At 54.5% G+C, this 23,830-nt stretch carries 22 protein-coding genes; 8 read left to right on the top strand and 14 right to left on the bottom strand.

Annotated features, from left to right (window positions below):
• Positions 1-208: 208 nt before the first annotated feature.
• The 5 genes from K1558_RS01280 (at position 209) to K1558_RS01260 (ending at position 6,255) form a co-directional block, all read left to right on the top strand.
• Complete coding sequence (locus K1558_RS01280) at positions 209-1,039, top strand: PRD domain-containing protein (protein WP_238649558.1); 831 nt, start codon at positions 209-211, stop codon at positions 1,037-1,039.
• A gap of 138 nt (positions 1,040-1,177) precedes the next feature.
• On the top strand, positions 1,178-3,085 hold the full coding sequence (locus K1558_RS01275; RefSeq protein ID WP_238649557.1) for a beta-glucoside-specific PTS transporter subunit IIABC: 1,908 nt from the start codon (positions 1,178-1,180) through the stop codon (positions 3,083-3,085).
• Positions 3,086-3,112: 27 nt separating this feature from the next.
• Entirely contained in the window at positions 3,113-4,570 is a 1,458-nt protein-coding gene (locus K1558_RS01270; protein WP_238649556.1) for a glycoside hydrolase family 1 protein, read from the top strand.
• Positions 4,571-4,574: 4 nt separating this feature from the next.
• Positions 4,575-5,525 (top strand): 2-keto-3-deoxygluconate permease, encoded by a 951-nt coding sequence (locus K1558_RS01265; RefSeq protein WP_238649555.1) that lies wholly within the window; start codon positions 4,575-4,577, stop codon positions 5,523-5,525.
• 187 nt (positions 5,526-5,712) lie between these two features.
• Complete coding sequence (locus K1558_RS01260) at positions 5,713-6,255, top strand: NADPH-dependent FMN reductase (protein WP_238649554.1); 543 nt, start codon at positions 5,713-5,715, stop codon at positions 6,253-6,255.
• Between the two features lie 93 nt (positions 6,256-6,348).
• Here the strand turns inward: K1558_RS01260 and K1558_RS01255 are convergent, their stop codons facing one another.
• Positions 6,349-7,416: a helix-turn-helix transcriptional regulator gene (locus tag K1558_RS01255; protein WP_238649553.1), complete on the bottom strand. Its 1,068-nt coding sequence runs from the start codon at positions 7,414-7,416 to the stop codon at positions 6,349-6,351.
• A 146-nt stretch (positions 7,417-7,562) separates the two neighbouring features.
• Here K1558_RS01255 and K1558_RS01250 point away from each other — a divergent pair, with 146 nt between their 5' ends.
• Positions 7,563-8,690: a saccharopine dehydrogenase family protein gene (locus tag K1558_RS01250; protein WP_238649552.1), complete on the top strand. Its 1,128-nt coding sequence runs from the start codon at positions 7,563-7,565 to the stop codon at positions 8,688-8,690.
• Here the strand turns inward: K1558_RS01250 and K1558_RS01245 are convergent.
• The 4 genes from K1558_RS01245 to K1558_RS01230 all read right to left on the bottom strand — a co-directional run bounded on the left by K1558_RS01245 (position 8,662) and on the right by K1558_RS01230 (position 11,159).
• Positions 8,662-9,435: a DUF817 domain-containing protein gene (locus K1558_RS01245; RefSeq protein ID WP_238649551.1), complete on the bottom strand. Its 774-nt coding sequence runs from the start codon at positions 9,433-9,435 to the stop codon at positions 8,662-8,664. The genes K1558_RS01250 and K1558_RS01245 overlap by 29 nt on opposite strands.
• Entirely contained in the window at positions 9,432-9,680 is a 249-nt protein-coding gene (locus K1558_RS01240; RefSeq protein WP_238649550.1) for a helix-turn-helix domain-containing protein, read from the bottom strand. The genes K1558_RS01245 and K1558_RS01240 overlap by 4 nt, the downstream gene beginning before the upstream one ends.
• Before the next feature lie 10 nt (positions 9,681-9,690).
• Entirely contained in the window at positions 9,691-10,179 is a 489-nt protein-coding gene (locus K1558_RS01235) for a DUF2975 domain-containing protein (RefSeq protein WP_238649549.1), read from the bottom strand.
• A gap of 95 nt (positions 10,180-10,274) precedes the next feature.
• Complete coding sequence (locus K1558_RS01230) at positions 10,275-11,159, bottom strand: LysR family transcriptional regulator (RefSeq protein WP_238649548.1); 885 nt, start codon at positions 11,157-11,159, stop codon at positions 10,275-10,277.
• A 135-nt stretch (positions 11,160-11,294) separates the two neighbouring features.
• On the opposite strand from K1558_RS01230, the gene K1558_RS01225 reads away from it, so the two are divergent.
• Positions 11,295-11,966 (top strand): O-methyltransferase, encoded by a 672-nt coding sequence (locus K1558_RS01225; RefSeq protein WP_238649547.1) that lies wholly within the window; start codon positions 11,295-11,297, stop codon positions 11,964-11,966.
• 77 nt (positions 11,967-12,043) lie between these two features.
• Here K1558_RS01225 and K1558_RS01220 read toward each other — a convergent pair whose 3' ends face one another.
• The 9 genes from K1558_RS01220 to K1558_RS01180 form a co-directional block, all read right to left on the bottom strand.
• A complete protein-coding gene (locus tag K1558_RS01220; RefSeq protein ID WP_238649996.1) occupies positions 12,044-12,970 on the bottom strand; it encodes a metal ABC transporter substrate-binding protein in 927 nt (308 codons plus the stop codon).
• Between the two features lie 14 nt (positions 12,971-12,984).
• The gene (locus tag K1558_RS01215) at positions 12,985-13,827 is read right to left on the bottom strand and encodes a metal ABC transporter permease (RefSeq protein ID WP_238649546.1); all 843 of its coding nucleotides are present in this window, start codon (positions 13,825-13,827) and stop codon (positions 12,985-12,987) included.
• Complete coding sequence (locus tag K1558_RS01210; RefSeq protein WP_238649995.1) at positions 13,820-14,563, bottom strand: metal ABC transporter ATP-binding protein; 744 nt, start codon at positions 14,561-14,563, stop codon at positions 13,820-13,822. Before K1558_RS01210 ends, K1558_RS01215 begins: the two co-directional genes overlap by 8 nt.
• Positions 14,564-15,381: 818 nt before the next feature.
• Entirely contained in the window at positions 15,382-16,608 is a 1,227-nt protein-coding gene (locus K1558_RS01205; protein ID WP_238649545.1) for an MFS transporter, read from the bottom strand.
• Between the two features lie 60 nt (positions 16,609-16,668).
• On the bottom strand, positions 16,669-17,421 hold the full coding sequence (locus K1558_RS01200; protein ID WP_238649544.1) for a response regulator transcription factor: 753 nt from the start codon (positions 17,419-17,421) through the stop codon (positions 16,669-16,671).
• Positions 17,421-19,163: a sensor histidine kinase gene (locus tag K1558_RS01195; protein WP_238649543.1), complete on the bottom strand. Its 1,743-nt coding sequence runs from the start codon at positions 19,161-19,163 to the stop codon at positions 17,421-17,423. Before K1558_RS01195 ends, K1558_RS01200 begins: the two co-directional genes overlap by 1 nt.
• A gap of 112 nt (positions 19,164-19,275) precedes the next feature.
• A complete protein-coding gene (locus K1558_RS01190; protein ID WP_238649542.1) occupies positions 19,276-20,859 on the bottom strand; it encodes an extracellular solute-binding protein in 1,584 nt (527 codons plus the stop codon).
• Positions 20,860-20,897: 38 nt separating this feature from the next.
• Complete coding sequence (locus K1558_RS01185) at positions 20,898-21,779, bottom strand: carbohydrate ABC transporter permease (RefSeq protein ID WP_238649541.1); 882 nt, start codon at positions 21,777-21,779, stop codon at positions 20,898-20,900.
• A gap of 17 nt (positions 21,780-21,796) precedes the next feature.
• Positions 21,797-22,780: an ABC transporter permease gene (locus K1558_RS01180; protein WP_238649540.1), complete on the bottom strand. Its 984-nt coding sequence runs from the start codon at positions 22,778-22,780 to the stop codon at positions 21,797-21,799.
• A 164-nt stretch (positions 22,781-22,944) separates the two neighbouring features.
• Here K1558_RS01180 and K1558_RS01175 point away from each other — a divergent pair, with 164 nt between their 5' ends.
• Positions 22,945-23,778: a helix-turn-helix domain-containing protein gene (locus tag K1558_RS01175; protein WP_238649539.1), complete on the top strand. Its 834-nt coding sequence runs from the start codon at positions 22,945-22,947 to the stop codon at positions 23,776-23,778.
• Positions 23,779-23,830 lie beyond the last annotated feature (52 nt).

Below are 23,830 nucleotides of genomic sequence, written 5' to 3'. Positions count from 1 at the left end.
AAAATCACCCCTCCAATGTTATGCATAATGACATAACCTCTGACATGCCAGATGCAGAAAATGGATGATTGACTTTTCAATGTGGACGGCTATAATAAGGATATATTCCTTACACGGACTGTTACTGGGCAACCAGGCATGACCGAAAACGATTACATTTTCTGTAATCCTTTTCGGTCATTTTTATTTGGCGGGGAGGTGAGCAGGTATGAAGGTCATCAAGAAAGTGAACAACAACGTAGCCATTGCCATTAATGACAACAACGAGGAAGTGTTTGTGGTTGGCAAGGGAGTAGGTTTTCTTAAGACCCCTTATGAGCTTACCGAGACTGATATGGTCGTGGAGAAAATTTTTGTCGCTCCCAAAAACATCCGCATGTACGACTTGCTGAACAGCATTCCGATTGAGCACATCTATCTTGCGGAGGAAGTCATTACCATGGGCAGCGACATTCTGCATAAGACGTTCAATACCAATCTGCTGCTCACCCTCTCAGACCACATAAGCTTTGCTCTGGCCCGTACCCGTGAAGGCGTCTCCATCAAGAATCCGCTGGAATGGGAAGTGCGCACCCTGTACCCGGATGAGACCCGTGTAGGTGAAGAAGCAATCCGGATAATTGAAGCGAAGTCGGGTGTCCGGCTGCCGGCTGCCGAAACGACCCTGATTGCTCTACATTTCGTCAATGCCCAGGTGGGCTCTGGAGAAATGAGCGATACGACCAGGATCACCACCGTTACCGGCGAGATGCTGTCCATCATCAAATACGCGCTGAAGATTGATTTCGAGGAAGAGTCCATTCACTTCATGCGTTTCGCTACCCATATCCGTTACTTCATCATGCGGCAGATGAGCGGCAAATCGCTGAGGAAAGAGAATGAAGCGTTGTTTGAGATGGTCAAAGAGAATTTCCCCCGTGAACTGGAGTGTGTGGAGAAGATCGCGGCGTTCCTGCAGAGCAATTACGGCTGGAGCTGTACCAATGATGAGAAGCTGTACCTTATCCTTCATATTCAAAGGCTAATCTCAGATGACTAGTCAAGCCTATTTTCATAATTGAATACTCTCATATGGACTGTTACTGATTCGATCAGGCATGACCAAGCACACGGGAATGACGATTCCCCGGCTTGGTCATTTTTTATTCCCAGACAACTTTATGTAAGGAGAATGGTCATGAACAACAAGGAATTGGCCCAAAATGTACTGGAGCTTGTAGGCGGCGAGCGTAATATTTCCTCTCTCACCCACTGTGCAACCCGGCTGAGATTCGTGCTGAAAGAAGACAGCAAGGCAGACCTGAAGGCACTGGACAGACTGGAGGGTGTGCTGAAGGCGCAGAATGCCGGCGGCCAGGTTCAGGTGGTGGTCGGGAACAAGGTGGATGCTGTATATGCTGAGCTGCGCGGCCTCACCTCGGGTGACCTCCAGGGTGAACATGGGGAGGCGGCTCCCAAAAAGAAACAAAATCCGGCCAACGTGGTTCTGGAGACGATAGCGGGCATCTTCACCCCTGTTCTCCCGGCCTTGGTCGGCTGCGGGATGATTAAATGTTTGGCTACAGTACTAGCAGCGCTTGGATGGCTGCAAGGCACCGGGTTTATGTCGATCATCAATATGATCGGCGATCTGATTTTCTACTTCCTGCCCTTCTTCGTCGCTGTGAGCGCTGCCCAGAAATTCAAAACCAATCCGTATCTGGCCGTTGCCCTGGCCGCCGGACTGATGCATCCGGTCATTCTCGACGGCGCAGCTAAGATTGCCGAAACCGGCGTGAAAACGATCGATTTCCTCGGGTTGCCGATTCTGCTGATGAAATATTCGTCGTCGGTCATTCCAATCATCCTTGGGGTGTGGGTTATGAGTTATCTCTATCCTGTCGTGAACAAAATCATTCCCAAATTTCTGCAGGTACTCCTAACACCAATGATTATCTTGTTCATTATGATCCCGCTGGAATTAATCGTGCTGGGGCCCGTTGGATCATATATCGGCAATTGGCTGACGGACGGCATTAACTATCTGTACGCTACTGCCGGGGTGCTGGCGGGTACGATTCTCGGGTTCTTCAAGCCGATTATGGTGATGTTCGGGATGCATTACGCGATTATGCCGATTCAGATCCAGCAGATCGCCAGCGTCGGCTCCACGATGCTGCTGCCGGCAGCCATTGCAGCCAACCTGGCCCAGGCGGGGGCGGCCTTCGGTGTATTCGTGCTCACCAAAAGCAACACGATGAGATCCGCAGCGGGGTCCAGCGGGTTCACTGCCTTGTTCGGTATAACCGAACCGGCGATATACGGGGTCAATCTCCGTTACAAACGGCCATTCTTTGCCGGGTGTGCAGCGGGAGGACTGGTTGGCGGCTTCTATAGTATCGTTCATGCCAGTGCGAATGCCATTGCCCTTCCGGGAGTGCTGGCATTAGGAACGTATACAGCTGACCGTTATGTTTATGTCATCATCGGTTCCATCGCTGCGGTCGTACTAGGCTTTGTCTTCACCCTGCTTGCAGGAATTAAGGAGGATGTTGACGGGAAGGACGCCACAAAGGCAAAGAAAAACGCCGCTTCGCCGGCAGCCGCCCATAATGCCGCCCCTGCGGTCTCCCGCACTGCGGATACCGCAGGAATGCTGATCGTCAGCCCGATGACTGGTGAGATCAAGCCGTTATCCGAGGTGGATGATCAGGCCTTCTCCCAAGAGCTGATGGGCAAAGGTATTGCTGTTGTACCGGCCGAGGGCCGGGTGTATGCCCCTTTTGACGGAGTGGTTGAAGCCTTATACCGGACCAAACATGCCATCGGGCTGAAAGCACAGAACGGTGTGGAAATCCTGATTCATATCGGGGTAAATACGGTGAGCCTCAAAGGCAAGCATTTCAAATCTTATGTTGAGCAGGGACAATCCATCCAGGCAGGTGATCTGCTTGTGGAGTTCAATTCCGCAGGAATTATTGCTGACGGCTATCCTACGGTTACCTCGATTGTTGTGACCAACATGCAGCAGTTCGGCGATGTGCTGACCGCAGCAGACAGCGGCTCCATCCGGGAAAGCGAAGCACTGCTCAAATTAATTCCCTAAACATACCACTTAAGGAGGAACAATAACATGACACAATCTCTATTTCCCGAAGGCTTCCTATGGGGCGGTGCACTCTCCGCCTGTCAGGCAGAGGGGGCTTATGATGCAGACGGCAAGAGCCTGACCATCCCCGATGTGATGAAATTCAATAAGGACAATGACCGTAAGATCACCAAGCAGATGAAGATCAGCCATGAGATGATTGCAGAGGCGAAACATGACCCGGATACCGTAAAGTATCCAAAACGCCGCGGGATCAATTTTTACCATACCTTCCGTGAGGATATTGCGTTATTCGCTGAAATGGGCTTCAAGGTGTTCCGTTATTCCATCGCATGGGCCCGTGTATTCCCCGGTGGAGACGATGCCGCCCCGAACGAGAAGGCGTTGCAATTCTACGATCAGGTGATTGAGGAATGTCTGAGGCATGGCATCGAGCCGCTGATCACAATCAGCCATTTCGATATGCCCATCGTGCTGATTGATAAGTTCGGCGGCTGGTATAACCGCAAGCTGGTGGATCTGTACGTCAACTACTGCGAGGTATTATTTAAGCGTTACAGAGGTAAAGTAAAGTATTGGGTGACGTTCAACGAGATCAACATGAGCGTGAAGGCCGGAGCCAAGACGCTTGGTATTATTGAATACGACAAGCCCAATTATGAGGAAATGCTGTTCCAGGGCCTGCACCATCAGTTCGTGGCAGCATCCAGAGCCACCAGGCTGGCGCATGAGATTGACCCGGATAATCAAATCGGCAGCATGGTCGCCTACTTCACCACTTATCCGTACACCTGCAAACCGGAGGATGCGCTCCAGATGCAGAAGGATGACCAGATGAAGAACCAGTTCTTCCTCGATGTATTGAACCGTGGTGAGTACCCTTACTTCGCCAAGGCTTATTTTAAGGAGAAAAACATCGAACTGCAGATAGAGGAAGGCGATCTGGACAGCATCCGGGCCCATACGGCGGATTTCGTGGGTATGTCCTACTATAACTCCATGATCTCCAGCAGTGATACGGAGCAGCTTGAACTGACCGCAGGCAACGTACACAGTGTCTATAAAAACCCGCATTTGCCGGAAAATGAGTGGGGCTGGCAGATCGACCCTGTGGGCCTGCGTTATACGCTGAATCTGGTGTATGACCGCTACCGCAAGCCTGTGTTTATTCTGGAGAACAGCTCAGGCTTCTACGACCAGGTGAATGAAGACGGTACGGTGAATGACCCTTACCGCATTGAATTCTTGCGCAAGCATATAGAGCAGATGGGTCTGGCCATCCGGGATGGCGTGGAGATGATCGGGTATACGATGTGGGGACCGATTGATATGATCAGCTCTACAACATCGGAGATGAGCAAGCGGTACGGATTCATTTATGTAGACCAGGATGACTACGGCAACGGTACAATGAAAAGAACCCGCAAGGATTCCTTCTACTGGTATCAGAATGTTATCCGGACGAACGGGGCCGAGCTGTAGGCACATGAACATTTTGGGAACTGTCACCAAAATTCCCGGCGGGCTGCTTATCATTCCGATGCTGCTCGCAGCAGGCGTCAACACAGTATTTCCGCAGCTGTTCGGCATTGGTGATCCGACAACCGCTCTGTTTACGTCCAAAGGAACGATGGTGCTTATCGGCCTCATCCTGTTTGTATCCGGGACGCAATTGAACCTGCGCCAGCTCCCTGCCACCCTGAAGCGGGCCGGGGTGCACACGCTGGCCAGGATACTGATCGCCTGCTTGTCCGGCTGGGCATTTATGCAGATATTCGGCGCGGAGGGCTTCGGCGGGATCTCTGCCATCGCCTTCATCGCCGTGATGACCAGTTGTAATCCCGGCCTGTATCTGGCCCTGATGCATTCATATGGAGATGACATGGATCAGGCCGCCTTTGGTGTTCTGAACCTGATCGCCGTACCTGTCATCCCGGTTATGATTCTGAACTCGGCCAGCGGTGCGGGAATCGATTACCTTAGCGTGGCAGCCACGCTGCTTCCTTTTGCAGCCGGTATTCTGTTTGGTAATCTTGATGTTAATCTTCAGAGAATGTTCGCACCGGGAACCGTTATTCTTTTGCCGTTCCTAGGCATCAGCTTCGGCTCCAACATCAACCTTAGCCTGGCCTTCCGCTCAAGCCTGTCCGGGCTGCTGTTAACCCTGCTGTTCTTCCTCCTCTGTCTGCTGCCGCTGATTGCCGTCGACCGCCTCTTATTGAAGCGTCCAGGGTATGCTGCGGCAGCCACCTGCTCTGTCGCCGGCCTGTCCATGGTCGTACCCAGCATGGCTGCCGGATTCAATCCGGCCTATGCCGCTTATGCGGATACAGCGGTAGCACAGATTGCTTGCGCTGTCATTCTGACCTCCATTGCTGTGCCTTATGTGGTTAAGCGGCTGGCCGGAAAAGAAGAACCGGCCGAAGCCGGTCATTAGCTGCAAGCAGAGATATAGCGGTCCATTGCCTGCCCCAGATTCGGGGCGGTCATTGGGCCGTTTTAATTTTTCGCAAAAAAATTATTAAGGTTTCAAAATTTCACTTGCTTTATTAAAGTTATCAGCTATAATAAAAAGCAGATCAGCAATACAAATTACGGAAAACCAAAACCAGGGAGGAATTACAATGTCAACACTTAACATCGGAATTATTCTCGGAAGTACACGCCAGGGCCGCGTTAGCCCGCAGGTAGGCGAATGGGTCAAGGGAATCGCTGACGCCCGCGGCGATGCCAATTATGAAATCGTAGATATTGCCGACTTCAAGCTGCCGATGTTCGGGGAAAGCGACAGCTACGCCGAAGCCCAGGCTTGGGCTGCCAAGCTGGCTACCTTGGACGGATTCGTATTCATTGTTCAGGAATACAATCACAGCATTACCGGAGCCCTCAAGAATGCACTGGATTCGGCCCGCGAAGAATGGAACAACAAGGCTGCCGGTATCGTGAGCTACGGCTCCGCCGGAGGCGCCCGTGCTGCTGAGCATCTGCGCGGCATTCTCGGTGAGCTGTCCGTGGCCGACGTTCGCGTGCACCCGCTGCTCTCGCTGTTCACCGACTTCGAGAACGGCTCTGTATTCAAGCCTGCTGACCTGCACGCCCCTAATGTTAATGCGATGCTGGATCAGGTCTTGGCCTGGAGCGGCGCGCTGAAGACACTGCGCCAGTAAGGGGTGCGAAGCCGTTTACTATAGATTAGCAAACAGGGGATGACTCAGGAGCCGCTTCACGGCTTCCGGGTCATCCCCTGTTTCATTATAGGTCTAACGCGGCAGCAATCTGCTGATCAGCTCCCGGCGGCTGGATACCCCGGCCTTGGCGAAGATCGACTTCAGATGATCCTGCACGGTATAGGCAGAGATATGCAGCGACTCGGCCAGCTCCTTGGTCGATAACCCCAGCGACAGCATCTCGGCGAGCTGCTTCTCCCGCGCGGTGAAGGCGAAGGCCTCGGCCAGCAGCCGGAAGACATCCGCAGAGCGGGCGCTGACGAAAGACACGGCCAGCAGCCGCTCCGGGCCGCCAAGCCTGCTTGCGGTCACCGTCAAGTAAGATCCGTCTCCGGTCTGGAGGCAGATTCTTGCCCGCGATGCTTCAGCCCCGGCAGACTTATTCTCCAGCTCCGCAAGTACCCGCAGGCAGACAGCGCGCACCGGTCCGGGCAGCATACCATCTGCCAGCTTCTCCTTCTGCCGGAGCCGGGTCAGCCAATAGTCTGCTGCCGCATTCGCGCTTCTCGGAGCCAGATGCTCATCCAGCACCAGGATGCCGTTGTCCTCCGGCACCCCGCTGTCTGCTGCGGTGACCGGCAGCACAGAGGCATAACTGCGCAGACGCTCAGCGATGATTGGCCCCGCTGATGCAATCAAGTCGCATTCACGTTCCTGGAACGGCGGGTCTCCCAGCGGCCGGAACAGGGTCAGGAACCCCCAGCAGACGCCGCCGGTCCGCAGTGCCGCCCGCAGCTCATCCCCGAATCCGGCCGGCTGCAGCACCTTGCGGTAGCGTTCGCTCCTCTCCGGTTCCCCGCCCGTTGCCATGTTAAGGCTGACTACCGGAATATCTGCTTCAGCCAGCTGCGCGTAGTTCATCTCATCCTCACGCAGATATTCATATTCCAGCAGCACGGAATGCACCGCTTCCAGTCCCTGCTCCGTTACGGCTCCGGTCGTTAAGAGCGTATGCGGGTCTACAGTCGTACAGCAGGCCGCAGCGAACGGAACCAGCCGGCGGAGCCTGGCAATCACCGCTTCCCGGTACTGCATCGAATCCAGGTCAGGCCCGCCCCGTGCCGGATCAAGCTGTGCAATGCTTCGTATCGCCTCGTTCATCTTCCATCCTCTCCGAAATCCCATAAATGTGGGATAGTCTGTCGCCCGTGTAATCCGGATAATAATACACAAAGCAACCCCAAAACATATCAAATCTCATTATACCGCAGATACTGCGCGATATCATAAAGGACGGGGATTCTAGCATGAAAACAGATATTATAGTCATCGGCGGTTACGGCCACGTGGGGTCACAGATCAGCCGTATTCTTGGAGAGAAGTACCCCGGCAAGGTCTACGCGGCAGGAAGAAATCTGCAGCGTGCCGAAGACTTCTCCCGCAGCACCGGCGGGCATGTAAAGCCGCTCCGGCTGGCAGCGGATCAGCCGCTTGACCCTAAGCTGCTGGAACGGACGAGGCTGGTCATCATGTGCCTCGACCAGCAGAACACCCGGCTGGCCGAAGCCTGCCTCCAGAGCGGAACCCATTACGTGGATGTCTCGGCAAACGGAGAATTCCTGACCCAGTTCCAGCAGCTGGACCCGGTCAAGCATGGCTTTCAGGCCTCCGCCCTGCTCAGTGTCGGCCTCGCTCCCGGCTTAACGAATCTGCTCGCCGCGCAGGCGGCCCGGGGGCTTACGCATACGGAGTCGATAGATATCTCCATTATGCTGGGGCTGGGCGACAGCCACGGGCAGGCGGCGCTGGAGTGGACGGTGGACAACCTCGCCGCGGATTTCACAATCACCGAACACGGCAGACCGCGTTCCGTCTCAAGCTTTACAGAAGCCAAGACTGCTGATTTCGGCTTTGATCTGCGGCAGCACCGGGCCTACCGCTTTCCGTTCTCGGATCAGGTAACCCTGCCGCTGACCCTGGACGTCCCTTCGGTCTCCACCCGGCTCTGCTTCGATTCCCGCAGCGCCACCTCCGCCGCAGCCCTGCTGCGCCGCACCGGCCTGACCCGCCTGCTCCGTAACCGGACCGTCCGCAATCTCACGGTTAAGGCACTCAGCCGTATTCGCTTCGGCTCGGAAGGCTACGCAGTCAAGATAGACGCCTACGGGTCACTGGACGGCAAGCCTGCTAAGGCAGAATACGGAATTACAGGTGTGCATGAAGCAGCCATAACGGCTGTCACCGCTGCCGGGGCTGCGCTAAGGCTGTATGAGTCTGCCCCGGAGCCCGGTGTTTATCATATCGAGCAGCTCTTCGCGCTCCAATCCGAAGGAGACAAGTGTGCGCTAATTCCGGCAGCTCCAGACGGGAGCGGTTCGTCCTTCCGTTACCCGCTGGACGGGCTGGCTATCTGGTCCCGGTCCTCCCGGCTTTGACATGCTTAAGCTGGGCGACAATGATCACGCTGATAATCACCAGCAGGAACCAGGAGCTGATCTTGCCGAAGCCTACCAGCTGCCACCGCTCGTGCTGGTCCGGGTACTGCCACGCCCCGAGGAAGGTGGCAATATTCTCGGCCAGCCAGATGAAGAAGCCGACAATGGCAAAAGCCAGGACAAGCGGCATCCGGAACGTCTTGCCCTGCACCCGGTAGATGATCCAGGTCCGCCAGAATACGACCACTACCAAGGCTGTCAGCCACCAGCGGAAGTCAGGAATGAAGTGGTGGGTGAAGAAGTTCAGATAGATCGCACCGCCCAGCAGTCCCGCCGAAGCCAGGCCCGGCCAGCCAGTCAGCTCCATCTGCAGTCTACGCCAGATCTGGCACATGAAGCTGGCCACACTGGCGTACATGAATCCGCTGTACAGCGGAACGCCGAACAGCTTCGTGTAGCCGGGCTCCGGGTATGCCCAGGAGCCCATTCTTATTTTATACAGCTCCAGCACCAGTCCAATCACATGAAACACACAGATCACCTTGATCTCATCCAGCGTCTCCAGCCCGCTCCGGTACATCAGGTACTGCACAGTAAGCAGGATCAGCAGAATCAGATCATAGCGGTGGATGAACGGCAACCGGAACGTATCCGTCAGAATTAACGTTGCAAAGATTGCTACAGGAAAAATACAGCTCATCGCCTGATGATACCCGAAATGCAGCAGCCGTGTTAAGGGACTCACTCCAGCCCGCCCCCTGCTCCCGGCTCCTCCGGTTCACCGGCATCCGGTATGTATTCCAGCAGATCCCCCGGCTGGCAATCGAGCGCCTTGCAGATGGCAGACAGCGTCGAGAAGCGGATCGCCTTCGCCTTGCCGTTCTTGAGAATCGACAGGTTCGCCATGGTGATGCCCACCCGTTCCGTAAGCTCGGTCACACTCATCTTCCGCTTCGCCAGCATCACATCAATATTGACTATAATCGCCATAATCATCACCTCAGACCGTCAGATCATTCTCGGATTTCAAAGCTATTGCCTCGTTCAAGAGCTTCTGGAGTACTGCTGCGAATACAGCAATGACCATCGAAGCGAAGATCAGAACCAGCGCGATCACAATAATGCCCGGAGCATCGTCCTTCTCCGCCATCAGATAGAACAGCGGCAGCCCTAAGGTGAACATCCCGCTGATGGATACCGCCGAATGCTTGATATGCTTCAGCACCCGTACCGAATCCTCCGAGAACGCCTCGTTCCGGTCGATGAAGCTAAGCAGCCTGAATGCCTGGGACAGGGCAATGAAGAACGGCAGCGCCGCACCGTACAGATCGATCATTACCAGCACCTGGATATAGGAATGCTTCGGATACAGCTCCGCTGCAAACTCTGCGATGGCCGGTACAGCAAAGATGCACAGGGCCAGCGCCGCCAGCGCAAATACAATAATGACCGCCTTCAGAAAAGTCGTTGATCCCGGCTTGCGATTCATCAAGAAACACCTCACTTGTTAATGTGAGTTCAATTTAGCATATTATTTATCGATAATCAATATATTTTGATCGATATAAAATATATTATTATTGTTTATACCTGTCGGCAGATGTCAATAAACTGCTGCAGCGCTATTGGCAGGGTCTCGTTCTTGCGTGTACAGACGGCAATATTATTGTTAAGCTGAATGCCCTCCACATGCACCCGGGACAATTGCTTCCATTCCACATAGTCCCGCACAGCCAGCGAGGAGATGAAGTTGGCGCCATAGCCTGCCATAACCGAACGGATCACCTCGCCCAGCCCGCTGAACTGCAGAGTCACACGCGGCGGCTTCAGGCCATAGGCCGTACATAATGAGACCAGACGCGCCCGGGTAGAGCTGCCCTCCTCACGCATCACGAACGGCTCCTGCATCATCTCCGGCAGCGAGACCGTCCGGCCTGCGAAGGGATGGGAAGGGGCCACTACGAACCACAGCTCATCCTCCAAAAGCTCCAGCCAGTCCACATCCTCCGGCTTCTCCTTGGCTCCGCCCCCGTAAAAGGCGACGTCCGCTTCACGGCGCTGCAATTGCTCAAAGGCCTGCTGTGAATTGGTCGTTGTAATCTCAATCTCCATCTCCGGGTGCCCCGCCTTGAACCGGGCCGCCCAGCCCGGCACCAGGAAATTGGCCGGAAGGTAGGTGGCGGCAATGCGCAGCTTCCCCTTCCTGCCCTGGCGGTAATCCTCCACGAATTCCTCAATCCGCTCTTCATAGGTGAACAGATTGCCTGCCTGCTTCGCCAGCTCTGTCCCGAAGGGCGTCAGGGAAATCCCCCGGCCGCTGGGGTTGAACAGCGTCAGCCCCAGCTCCTTCTCGAACTTCTTGATCTGGCTGGTCACCGCCGGCTGGCTGATATTAAGCAAGGCTGACGCCTTCGTAACACTGCCCGCCTCGGCAACATAATAGAATAACCTCAGAGCATGAAGGTTCATGAGCATTCTCCATTCATAATCTAGATGTATGTTAATTACACAAACATATATTAGTATTATGAATGATTTTACCTTATATTTAAAGCAGATCCAATACATCAATACAACTTAAAAACAACTTACGGAGGGATTCACATGAACGAACAGAGCAAATGGAGTAAGGTGGATGAGTATTTCAATACCAAGCTGCTGGACGAAGACCTGGTGCTGGACGCCGTACTGGATGCCCAAGCTGGGGCTGGTCTGCCGGATATCGCTGTCGCTCCCAACCAGGGGAAGCTGCTGCACCTGCTCGCCAAGATGAAGGGGGCCGCCCACATTCTCGAAATCGGCACCCTGAGCGGGTACAGCACCATCTGGCTGGCGCGGGCTTTGCCGGAGACAGGCCGGCTAGTCTCGCTGGAATTCGAGCACAAGCATGTCGTTGTAGCGGAGGATAATCTGAGAATGGCGGGGCTGGCGGACAAGACAGAGATCATTGAAGGTCCGGCACTAGATTCGCTGGCGCTGCTTGAGGCCCGGGGAACGGAGCCGTTCGACTTCATCTTCATTGATGCCGACAAGCCGAACAATCCCCATTATCTGAAATGGGCGCTGAAGCTGGCCCGTCCGGGAGCGGTCATTGTGGCCGATAATGTGGTGCGCGACGGCGAGGTCATTAACCCGGACAGTACAGATGACCGGGTGCAGGGCATCCGCCGCTTCATGGACCTGCTCGCAGAGGAGCCGCGCATAGATGCTACTGCCTTGCAGACAGTTGGCGTCAAGGGCTATGACGGCTTCATTCTCGGGATTGTCACCGCTTGAACAATGAACAATAACGGAAATAACCCGCCAAGACCGGATAAGCAATTCATCCACGCTTGCGGGTTATTTGTTAGGGTCTATCGGGATAAGCCCTCTATTACCTTATCGATATTCCACTTGATCATCTTCAGATAGGTGTCGCCGTCCTCGCCTTCCTTAGCCAGAGAGTCTGTGAAAATCCTGGAGTGGACCGGCACGCCGGTCTCCCGTGAGATCGTCTCCATCGTCTTGGGATTGACGCTCGTCTCCAGGAATAATGCGGGAATCTGCTTTTCCTTAATAATACCGATAATCCGGTTCATCTGCTCCGGTGTTCCCTGGCTGTCGGTATTAATCTCCCAGATGAAGGCGGACTCGAAGCCGTAGGCCTGGGAGAAGTATTTGAACGCTCCTTCGCTGGTTACCAGGACGCGCTTCTCCTGCGGGATCTTGCTCACAGCTTCCTTGGCATACTGATCCAGCTCCGTCAGCTCCTTCACATATGCGGTCTGGTTATCCAGGTAATATTGCTTATTGTCCGGGTCCCGTTCAATCACCCGCGCGGTGATGACCTCCACATACTTGACCGCATTCTGGATGTCGAGCCAAGCATGAGGGTCCACCTGGGACTCCTTGCCCTTCTCGGTTAAGTACAGCGGTGTGACCCCGTCCGAGACAGCGAATGCGCTATCCTCCTTCTTCGTTACCTTCAGCAGATCCTGGAACCAGCCCTTGCCGGTCTCCAGATTCAAGCCGTTATAGAAAATCAGGTCCGCACCGGAGACCTTCCCGGTGTCCGCAGGCAGCGGATCATACATATGCGGGTCTGTTCCGATGGGTACCATGCTGTAGACGTCCGCCTTATCCCCCGTAATATTCCGGGTCATGTCCGCAAGGATGGAATAGGTGGCTACAATCTGTAGCTTGCCGTCACCCTCCGCCTCCCCCTTGCCGGTGCTGCTGTCAGAACAAGCCGCGAGCAACAGGAGGAGCAGGGATACGGTTATGATTCTGACAATATGAATCCGGTTTGTACGTGTCATGCTTGCTTCAGTCCTCTCCGCAGGAAATTATTCTTGGGCGATACAATGAATGAGATGATGAACAGGGCCATGCCCACCAGCACGATGGTAGCGCTTGTAGGCAGATTGTAGCGGAAGCTCACATACACACCGGTTACGCCGGATACCGCCCCGGCCGCAGAAGCCAGCAGGATCATGTGCAGCAAGGAACGGGACCACAGATACGAGGTGGCTGCCGGGATGACTAGCATAGCGATTACGAGCACAATGCCGACCTGGGACAGGGAAGAGACGGTCACGACCGAGAGCAGCATCATCAGCAGATAATGATAGAAGCCGGTCTTCAGTCCATACGCCTTCGCCACGACCGGGTCGAACGAGCTGACCAGCAGCTCCTTGTACAGCAGGGCAATGACTGCAATCACCACCAGCATAATGATGAAGGATTGCAGCAGCTCGGACTGCGGAACGGCCAGAATGTTGCCGAACAGAATATGGGTGAGATCCAGCCCGCTGCGGGCGAACGTAATCAGGACAATGCCAAGCGCGAAGAAGGAGCTGAGAATGATGCCGATCGACGTATCGCTCTTAATGTTGCTGCGGCTGGTGATGAACTGAATAAGTATCGCGGCTAACAGGCCGAACAATGAAGCTCCAAGCAGCATGTTGATCCCCAGGATATACGACAGAGCCACACCCGGAAGTACAGCGTGAGATAGGGCGTCACCCATCAGCGACATTTTGCGCAGAACGATGAAGCTGCCCAGCGCTCCCGACACAATCCCCAGAATAATGGCCGACAAGCCGGCGTTCATCGCGTATACCGGAATGTTCAGCAGACCGGACAGAGACTCAAGCATGAGCGGCACCTCCCGCGCCCTGGATCATCACATTGCCCAAGGACGTGCCGTAGGCCCGGCGGATATTCTCCGTGGTGAACGTGTCCTGCACATCTCCGAAGGCGATAAGCTGCTTGTTGAGCAGAATAATTTTGTCAAAATACTCCTCCACCTCATGCAGGTCATGGTGCACCACCAGAATCGTCTTCCCCTCCTCGCGGAGCTGCTTGAACAGGTTCACGATGATCCGCTCACTGAGCATGTCGATGCCGACAAACGGCTCATCCAGGAAAAACACACTGGCCTCCTGGGCCAGCGCCCGGGCGATGAATACCCGCTGCAGCTGTCCGCCGGACAAATTACTGATCTGCTTCTCTGCCAGGTCACTGATCTCCACCATCGCCATGCTGCGCTCCGCAATCTTCCGCTCCTTCTTCCCCGCCCGCTGGAACAGCTTCAGGTTCGGATAGGTTCCGGTCAGCACGGTATCCTTGACGGTAATGGGAAAGGTCAGGTCGATATCATTCTTCTGCGGCACGTAAGCGATCTTCCGTCTGTACCGGGCGATGTCCTTCCCCTCTGCCTTCACCGTTCCGCTCCGCTTCTTGATGACGTCCAGCAGCGCCTTGATGAATGTGGATTTCCCGGCGCCATTGGGCCCGATAATGCCCACCGAATGCCCGAAGGGAATATCCAGAGTCACGTCCTCCAGCGCGGTATGTCCGAAATAGTCAACGTTCAGCTCTTTGATCTGAATCATGTCTAACCACCCCTCCTGTCAGGATTAAAAATAACCCATCATTTCTGATCATTTATAATGTTTCTATCGCTCATATATGTTTCCTAAAGGAAACTTTTATTCTTTTGGATAATATATTTGATTATAGGCAAAATGTCAACGGTATTTTAAATTTAAATTACCGTGGTGGCGTTGGTTAATGTTCAGGGGCGGTGCCCCCTCTTAGTGGCAAACAGGTGGAAAAATGCATCTTAATTAGCACGATTCAGGTAAATGTAAGGAAGCAAGTGAAAAAAATACAACTAAACTAGTATGTTTGGGCTTCTACGGCTGAATGGGCCGAAATTAAGTGTTGGTTATACAACTATTGTCCGGGAAGCGCTCATTCGTTCATCAGCAAGTGGAGTAAATCCAACTAACTCCTAGAGTAAACGCCCCCCACTACGCGCCAGCAAATTGTATTTGGTTTATCGCATACATTTGGCCTTCGCACTTACCAACAAGTAAATTGTGTTCGGTTTTCCGCATACATTTGCTCACAAACCCACCAACAACTAAATTGTGTTCGGTTTTCCGTATACAGTTGACCTCGCACCACACATCCGCAACACCGCAAAAGCAAGCTATCATCGTATTTGCCGGTATAATCAACGACAAAAAAGCCCGACCCGGCTGCCGCGTGCGCGGACAACCTGATCAGACCGATGGAAGTTGCTCTATTCACCTTCAATTCATACTTTTCAGCCCCAGCCCCAGAATCCGTCCCATCGTCGGGGAGGTCAATCAGGTGATTGGCTGCAACTGGTATTCGTGGTTGTAGTCTGGCAGATTCCATACTATGCCCTCTTAGGCAAGGTGATAAAGATGAGCAGGCCGATCACAAACAGCGGAATAATCGACAGAATGCTGTAGCTGGCATTCCCGGTTAGGGTGGTGGTCAGCGACATTAAGGCAGGCCCGAGAATCGCCGCGAACTTGCCGAAGATGTTGTAGAATCCGAAGAATTCGTTGGAATTCTCCTTCGGGATGATTTTGGCGAAATAGGAACGGCTCAGCGCCTGAATGCCTCCCTGTGCCGAGCCGATCAGCGCGCCCAGCAGGAAGATATGCCATACCGAGCTAATGAAGAAGGCGGCGATACACGAGATGATATAGGTGAAGATCCCGGCGATGATCATGGTCCGCGCAGAGTAGGTTTTGGCCAGATTGCCGTAGAGAATAGCGCAGGGAAAAGCGATCACCTGGATGATGAGCAGAATCCCCAGCAGCGTGAAGGTATCCAGGGCATCGGTGCCGAGGACGGAGGTGGCGTAGGGCACAACCATTTTGATAATTGTGTCTACTCCGTCAATGTAGAAGAAATAGGCCAGCAGGAACACAAACACGAGCCTGTGCTGGCGGATATTCCTGAAGGTGGCAGCGAGGCGCTTGAAGCTGTTCGCAACAGGCTTCGGCTCGGGCTCAATGTAATATCTCTGCTGCACATCACGGAGCATCGGCACTGTAAGCAGCCCCCACCAGAGCGCGGTAATGATGAACCCGATCTGGTAGCCGATGGCCTTGTCCATCCCCAGCAGGAAGATCAGCACCAGACTGATGCCGAACGGAATACAGCTGAAGATATACCCGTAGGCGAATCCTCTGGTGGATACCCTGTCCATCCGCTCATCACCGCTGACATCAACCAGGAAGGAATCGTAGAAGATATTGGACCCGGCGAAGCCGATGGCGGACAGAATGTAAAAGACAATCAATAGCTGCCATTGCCCGCTGTCCGGCGGCACGAAGGCCAATGATGCGGTGGACAGCACGCCAAGCGCCGCGAAGAACAGGAAGAAGCGCTTCTTCCGGTCCTTGTAATCGGCAATGGTCCCTAAGATCGGGCTCAGCACGGCGACCAGGATACTGGCAATGGAGTTGAAGTACCCCAGGTCCATGCTGCTGCCCACATTCCTGAACATGCCGAAGATAATCGGCAGCAGCGCCGTCGTCACCGCCATCGAATACGCGGAATTCCCGCAGTCATACAGAATCCACGATTTCTCCTCTTTGGTAAGCTTCATCTGATCTTCTCCTCTTATAACCGGTTGGTTCAGTTATATCACGCGAACATATGAAGCATGTTAATCGGGTGTAAAATCATTGACGGATGCGCCAGAGCAGCAGGCTTCAGCGGTGTCCCGGTAAGCGCCCGGGGTGCTTCCGGTATATTTTTTGAACACCTTGTTGAAATAATGCTTGTTCTCGTAGCCCACCCGGCGGCCGATCTCGCTCACCGGCAGATCCCGGCGGGTGCGGAGCAGTGTCTGTGCTTCCCGGATGCGGGTTGCATTCAGATAGTTGACAAAGGTATCGCCGGTCAGCTTCTTGAAGAGATTGCTGACATAATTGGGATGAAGCTGCATTAGCTCCGCCAGGTGATCGAGCGACAGATCGTTCATATAGTTGGCCTGGGTATAGGCCAGAATCCGCCGGGCATGGGGCGGAATATCCGGGGATTCGGCGGCGGGCAGGCTGCTATGAATCCGGCTCAGCAATGCGGCCATCTCCTGCTTATCCACCGGCTTCAGCAGATAATCCACCACACCGGAACGGAGCGCCCGGCGGGCATATTCGAAATCGTCATAGCCCGTCAAAATAATGAAGCGCTCACACAAGCTGCCCTCCCGGGCCTCCTCCATCATCTCGAACCCGTCCTTCTCAGGCATATGAAGATCGGTCACCGTCACATCCGGCAGGTACTCCCGCATGAGCTGAAGCGCCTCGAACGCATCGCCGGCCTCCCGGATTTCGGTGCCGGCCGGCGCGGCTTCCCGGATAATTTTGACTAACCCTCCAAGGATAATCGGCTCGTCGTCTACAATCAATATGCGCATTAGTGCTCCGCCGCTCCTTTCGGTATGATGATGGTCAGCGTGGTCCCCTGGCCCTCTGTGCTCTCCAGCACCAGCCGTGAGTCCCCGCCATAGAACGATTTGATCCGCTCGCTGACATTATATAAGCCTACGCCTCCCCCGGACTCTTCCCCGGAATTCAGCTCGGCCCCATTAACTAACCTGGCGTTCATCTGCTTAAGCTGGGCTTCAGGCATCCCGATGCCGCTGTCGGCAACACTAATGCGGATCTCTTCGGCCGTCTCCACCGCCTGAATCCTGATATGAACCGGCCGGAGCGTCACCGCCGCCCCGTGGATGATACTGTTCTCGACCAGCGGCTGCAGAATGAACCGCGGACAGCTCAGGGTTCCGGCATCCATAGCCACATCGACCTCGTAGGTGAGTCTTTTTTGCAGCCGCATCTTGTGAATATTCAGATAGAAGACCACGGTCTCAAGCTCCTGGGAGAGAACGGTGTGATCCTCCTGCGCCGACAAGCTATACCGCATCAGCTTGCCGAACCAGTAGGAGATTTCAGCGACCTCGGTATCGTTGTTAGACTCGGCCAGCATACGGATGGTCTCCAGCGTATTATAGAGAAAATGCGGCTTAATCTGGGCCTGAAGCACCTTGTAAGCGGCTTCCTTATTGCGCAGCTCGGCCCGGTGGACATTGTTAATCAGCTCATCCATCCGCAGCAGCATCGAATTATAGGTATCGGTCAGGAAGCTGATCTCATCCTTCCTCCCCGGCTTATCCTCCTTGCTGACCGACTGCTTCAGGTTATCGTCGTTCAGATTGCGCATATGCCGGGCCAGCCGGAGGACGCGCTTGGTGATAGTCGAAGCCAGGTTATAATACGCCAAGGATAGCAGCGCCAGCAGAATGGCGAGCGTGGCAACCATCACCAGCTCCTGGTTCCTGATGGAGCGGAACACCTCGGACACCTTGCCGATGACCGCGACCCGGACACCCAGCTCCTTGATATACAACTGATTCACAATCACCTCACGGTTCATAAAATACGGCTGCCGGTCCAGCGAGGCCAGCCTGGCCCGGGACGCCTCGTCCAGACCGGCGAGGATGTCCTCCCGGCCCTGCGGCATCCCTTCCGGCGGCAGCAGCAGCGCGGTCCAGTTGCCCCCGCCGGTTGCCCTGTAGAACTTGCGGATCAGCTCGCTGCTGACCCGCAGCTCCAGCAGGCCGATAATCTCGGTGAAGTCCGGATTATAGATATTCTGGTAGAACACCAGCGGAGGCGCTTCCATTCCGGGGTCCGGGAGCACCCACTTCCCCTGTCCCGGCAACAGCCCGCGTGAGTCTCCCGCCCCTTGGGCATCCAGCTCCGACCTCTCCAGCAGCCGGTCGGTAATAGGCAGCACGCCCGGCTTGGTTACATAGATGCGGAAGGCCTCAATCTCAGGGCTGATATTCAGCGACTGCATAATCACCGGATTGATATACCGGTTATAGGCATAGATACTCTCAGAGTCCGACGCATAGCTTCCATCCAGATAATCCATGACATACGGGTTGTACTGGAGCATACGCTGGGTCGAATCGATCCGCGCCAGATCCGCCTTCATGTTGGCATAGGCCTGCTCCAGAATCTTCTGCCGGCTCTCGACAAACTGGCTGCTTAAGCTGTCATAGATCTTGTTGTAATAATAGTATCCGAAGGTGACGACCGGTATGAAGATCAGCAGGATATATCCCAGTATCATTTTGCGTACAATGCTCACGTCAGGCTGTCCCTCCGGTGCCCGTTTTTTTTGGTTCCCTAATCGTACCACGAACAAGCAAAACCCGGTAGAGACCAGGTCTCTACCGGTAAGAATCCGCTTACGCTTAAGCTTATTTGAATAATTCCTTCTTCTTCTGGTAAGTGGCATTTGCCCAATCCGTCAGCTTCTGCAGGCCGATGCTCTCTGCGTTCTTCACCATATTCTCGTAGGCGGCCACCGCTTCCTCCTCGGATTCGGCCAGATAGATTTTGACCTTCTCATTCTTGACCATTTCGTCGATCTTGGTCTTGATGGTCTTCTCCTGCGAATCCGGCTGAGTCTGGATCAGGCCCAGCTCAGGCTTGTAGATGCGGACCGACTTGAGCTCCATCAGCGCCTGGGTCTTCTGCAGATCAGGCACATAGGACAGCATTCCCTCGGTCACGCCGTCATTATAGAGATACCACCACTTAATGCCGTTGCTGTTGACGAAATCGGCATCGGACGGATTGTATTTGAAGTCCGGGTGGCCCTCTTCATTCCAGGTCCAGTGCTCCCCTTCGACGCCGAACATCGTCAGCTTCTTGCCTTCATCGCTCGCCAGATACTCGATGAACTTAATCGACGCCTCCGGGTCCTTGTTCTTTTTGGTAATGAAGGTTCCGGAGAAACCTAGCCCTGTGCTGACTACCTTGGCATCCTTGGACAGCACGCTCGGCAGCATTTTGAAGGAGAAATTGCCCTGATTGTTCTTGATCTTGATGTTATCAGTATCCGCAGTCGCTACCGTATGGCTGTGGGCGAAGGCCTTGCCGTTCGTGGCATACTGGTCATCGATCTGGTCATTGGTAAAGGCGAAATTCTCGGCCAGGATATAGCCGCCCCGGTACAGGCTGTTCATGAACTTGAAGAAGTCGAGCATCTTCGGCTGCTTGATCGCATATTCCACCTTGCCGTCCTTCTCATACCAGCCGTCCAGCAGCGTCTCTGTGCCGAACTGGGCCAGGAAATACTGCTCGATCCAGTCTTTGTCCATGATCAGCGGAACCATGTCGGGATATTTCTCCTTAACCATCCCCAATACCTTCACGAAGTCGTCCAGGGTCTCAATCGGCGGATTCCCCAGCTCCTTCAGAATGTCCTCACGCACCGCGATGCCCGGATTGCCGTCGCTGCCCAGGGAATATTTACTGTTCTTCATCTCCTCCTGGGTAGCGAAGGAGTTGCGTACGGTATAGAAGTTGCCGTCATCCATCGTATGGATGGCAATGCGGGTCTTATCAATCTTGAAATCCGGCGCATACTTCTCAATCAGCTCATTCCAGGAATAGGACAGCTTCGAGTCAGATAAGCGGTCCACGTTCGAAGAAGTGAACACCAGGTCGGGCAGGTCGCCCGAGGCGATCATCAGCGGCAGCTGCTTGTCATCGGTGGCCACCGTGACCTTCAGCTTCACGCCCGTCTTCTCTGTAATCTTGTCGGCAACCGGCCCCTTCCATTCGTTAACCGGATACCAGGACGCATCGATGAAGAGGCTTAGCTCCTTCACCTGCCCCGGCTGGGCCGATGCGTTCCCGCCTGCTGCGGCGTCCGGGCTGCCGGACGGAGTGTTCTGGCCGGTATTTCCCCCGTTACCGCCGCAGGCGGATAAAACCACGGCCATTGAAAGTACCGCTGCAATGCTCTTAATGCTTCTGCTTCTGCTGTTGTTCAAGCTAATCCCTCCATGATTGAATGTTTTATAAGCTGCCGCTAGCCTTTGACCGAACCGAGCATGATGCCGCTTACGAAGTATTTTTGCAGGAACGGGTACACACAGATAATCGGAATAATGGATACCACCATTGAAGTAACCTGCAGTGAAAAGCTGGTGACTCCGGCTGAGGCGCTGTTCGCCACCGCGATGGAATCCATCGGGGAGTTGCTCTTGTTGATGACCTCCATCATGCGGAAGGCCAGTGTGCGCAGCTCCTCAGACTGGACGAAATACGCCGAATCGAGCCAGGAATTCCATTGCCCCACACCCATGAACAGGGCCATGGTGGCCAGCACCGGCGTGGAGACCGGCAGAATGATGCGGAAGAAGATCGTAAGCTCTCCGGCACCGTCGATATGCGCCGACTCCTTGAGTTCACCGGGAATCTCACGGAAGAATGAGATGGCGATGAGCAGGAAGAACGTGCTGAGCATCGACGGGATAATGTAGACCGCGAAGGAATTGAGCAGCCCCAGGGAGCGCAGCACCACATAATAAGGAATCAGGCCGCCTGAGAAGTACATGGCGAACACGATTACTGTAAAATAAACCTTGCTGAACAGCAAATCCCGGTGCGATAGCCCGTAGGCGACAATGCTGGTCAGCAGCAGTCCGAGCAGGGTTCCTGATACGGTCCGCAGGACGCTGACCAGAAAGGCTTTTACCCATTTGGGATCATCCATGAACATCCGGTAGTTCTCCAGTGTGAAATTCCGGGGCCACAGATACATCCCGCCCAGCAGCGAGTCAGAGCCCTTGTTGAAGGAGGCAATCAGTACATAGTAGAACGGATAGAGCATGGTGAGCATGATAATGAACAAGACCGTATAGATGATGCTGTCAAAAATGAGATCCTTCTGTCGCTGGCTCTTGAGCATAGTTTAACCTCCTCTCTCTAGAACAGACTCGAGCCTGACACCCGTTTGGCAATATAGTTGCTGCTAAAAATCAGTATGACCGATATGACGGACTGGATGAGGTCGATCGCAGCCGCATAGGAGAACCGTCCGTCACTGAGACCCACCCTGAAGGCATACGTCTGGACAATCTCCGAGGTCGGATTGTTGATGCTGTTGCCGAACAGGTACGCCTGCTCGAAGTTGGAGCCGACCAGCCCGCCGCCGAGAATGCTGCCGATGGTTAGAACCAGCACGACTACGATTGTTCCCTTCATCCCCGGTAAGGTGATGTAACGGATGCGCGCCAGCCTGCCGGCTCCGTCAATCTGTGCGGCTTCATAGAGCGACGGGCTGATGCCCGAGATTGCCGCCAGAAAAATAATCGTCCACCAGCCCATCTCCTTCCACACCGCGCTCCCTACCGCCAGCCCCCAGAAGTAATTCGGACTGGTCAGGAAGGATAGCGGCTCGTCGATGAAGCCCATCCCCATCAGCGCCCTATTGACCACACCGACATCTGCGGACAGGAAGGCGTAGGAGACACCGACCACCACCACCCATGAGATGAAATGCGGCAGGTAGCTGACGGTCTGCACGAATCTTTTGAAGGCCATATGCCGCACTTCGTTGAGCAGTATCGCCAGCAGAATCGGCGCCGGGAAGGCGAAGATCACCTTCAGCAGGCTGAGGACCAGTGTGTTGCGGACCAGCTTGCCGAACTGGTAGTCATGCACGAATTCATCGAAGTATCTGAGGCCGACCCAGTCACTGGTGAAGATCCCCTTGATGCCGCTGGAGATGCTGTAATCCTTGAAGGCCATCAGAATGCCAAACATCGGAGTATACGCGAAGATCAGCAGATAGATCATGCCGAGACCGACGAATAGATGCAGGATCTTCTGTTTTTTGAAGCGTTTCCATAAAAGCGGCCCGCGGCCGTCCCCGGTTCCGGGAGTTCTTGGCTGTGTATTCAGTTCCATATTCGCTCCTCCTTTACACTAAGTTTACCTTCGGCGTGAGGGGCGGCGTAAGCCAACATTCTTAAGAAAGCGTTGTCATTTTTACAGGCGGGTCTTTGTGTAATTGCCCGAATCGGCTTATAGTAGGAGTATTAAGCTTAGCGTAAAGGATACAGGTGCTCACAATGAATTCGAGAGAACACGGGCTCAGCGAAGGGCCAATGGTAAAAGGAAACGGATATAAGCCAGCCAATCTGCACCGGTGGGGGCCGGGCGTGCGGGATGTCTATGCGCTGCATTATATCGTGAGCGGCAGGGGATTTCTGAAGACCGGGCATGGGGTGTTTCCGGTGGAGGCGGGCGGCAGCTTTATGATTTTCCCGCAGACAGAGGTGTATTATTATCCTGATCCGCAGGACCCGTGGGCGTATTGCTGGATTGAATTCAGCGGGTCTGAGGCCTTGCGGCTGCTGGAGATGATTAACCTTACCCCGGAACAGCCCGTTGCCGCGCTGTCTGCGCCGCAGGATCTGAGCCCCTTGTTCGACCGGGTGAAGGCGAATGAGCTGGAGCCCTATGCGCGGGAGCGTGCGGAGGCGGGACTTCATCTGCTGCTGTCGTACTACATGGAGTATTATCCGAGCGGGCAGGCGGCGGCCAAGAAGGATTATGCCGGCTCCGCCAAGGCTTATATTGAGAGTAACTACTGGAAGTCCTCGCTGTCGGTGCTGGATGTCGTGGAATATGTCAAAATCGAGCGCAGCTACCTGTTCCGGCTGTTCAAGAAAGCGACCGGCCTGTCCATCTCTGGCTACCTGACCGCCTTCCGGGTCCGGCGGGCCTGCGAGCTGCTGGCGGAGTCGCGGCTGTCGGTCAAGTCGTTATCGTACTCGGTCGGCTACCACGACCCGCTGTACTTCTCGAAGATCTTCAAGAAGGTCACCGCGTACACGCCGTCGCAGTACCGCAAGGCTTATAAGGAAGGGAAGGTGTCCCTACCTGGGGCGGATGGGGGGTGAGGGTGGGCGTGATGGGCGGGGCCTCGGCGGGGCCGAATGTAATCGGTTTTTC

It is taken from the genome of Paenibacillus piscarius, from assembly GCF_022234545.1.
Taxonomy (GTDB): domain Bacteria; phylum Bacillota; class Bacilli; order Paenibacillales; family Paenibacillaceae; genus Paenibacillus_AQ; species Paenibacillus_AQ piscarius.
The sequence above is the reverse complement of the archived record's forward strand: the minus strand, read 5'-3'. Positions and strand labels throughout refer to the sequence as shown.

Bases quoted from the DNA above. Each gene is read 5' to 3' on its own strand.
- K1558_RS01270 (WP_238649556.1), top strand. From the start codon at position 3,113: ATGACACAATCTCTATTTCCCGAAGGCTTCCTATGGGGCGGTGCACTC.
- K1558_RS01200 (WP_238649544.1), bottom strand. From the start codon at position 17,421: ATGCGCATATTGATTGTAGACGACGAGCCGATTATCCTTGGAGGGTTA.
- K1558_RS01260 (WP_238649554.1), top strand. From the start codon at position 5,713: ATGTCAACACTTAACATCGGAATTATTCTCGGAAGTACACGCCAGGGC.
- K1558_RS01175 (WP_238649539.1), top strand. From the start codon at position 22,945: ATGAATTCGAGAGAACACGGGCTCAGCGAAGGGCCAATGGTAAAAGGA.
- K1558_RS01215 (WP_238649546.1), bottom strand. From the start codon at position 13,827: ATGCTTGAGTCTCTGTCCGGTCTGCTGAACATTCCGGTATACGCGATG.
- K1558_RS01225 (WP_238649547.1), top strand. From the start codon at position 11,295: ATGAACGAACAGAGCAAATGGAGTAAGGTGGATGAGTATTTCAATACC.
- K1558_RS01250 (WP_238649552.1), top strand. From the start codon at position 7,563: ATGAAAACAGATATTATAGTCATCGGCGGTTACGGCCACGTGGGGTCA.
- K1558_RS01180 (WP_238649540.1), bottom strand. From the start codon at position 22,780: ATGGAACTGAATACACAGCCAAGAACTCCCGGAACCGGGGACGGCCGC.
- K1558_RS01280 (WP_238649558.1), top strand. From the start codon at position 209: ATGAAGGTCATCAAGAAAGTGAACAACAACGTAGCCATTGCCATTAAT.
- K1558_RS01255 (WP_238649553.1), bottom strand. From the start codon at position 7,416: ATGAACGAGGCGATACGAAGCATTGCACAGCTTGATCCGGCACGGGGC.
- K1558_RS01205 (WP_238649545.1), bottom strand. From the start codon at position 16,608: ATGAAGCTTACCAAAGAGGAGAAATCGTGGATTCTGTATGACTGCGGG.
- K1558_RS01265 (WP_238649555.1), top strand. From the start codon at position 4,575: ATGAACATTTTGGGAACTGTCACCAAAATTCCCGGCGGGCTGCTTATC.
- K1558_RS01240 (WP_238649550.1), bottom strand. From the start codon at position 9,680: ATGGCGATTATAGTCAATATTGATGTGATGCTGGCGAAGCGGAAGATG.
- K1558_RS01275 (WP_238649557.1), top strand. From the start codon at position 1,178: ATGAACAACAAGGAATTGGCCCAAAATGTACTGGAGCTTGTAGGCGGC.
- K1558_RS01235 (WP_238649549.1), bottom strand. From the start codon at position 10,179: ATGAATCGCAAGCCGGGATCAACGACTTTTCTGAAGGCGGTCATTATT.
- K1558_RS01185 (WP_238649541.1), bottom strand. From the start codon at position 21,779: ATGCTCAAGAGCCAGCGACAGAAGGATCTCATTTTTGACAGCATCATC.
- K1558_RS01230 (WP_238649548.1), bottom strand. From the start codon at position 11,159: ATGAACCTTCATGCTCTGAGGTTATTCTATTATGTTGCCGAGGCGGGC.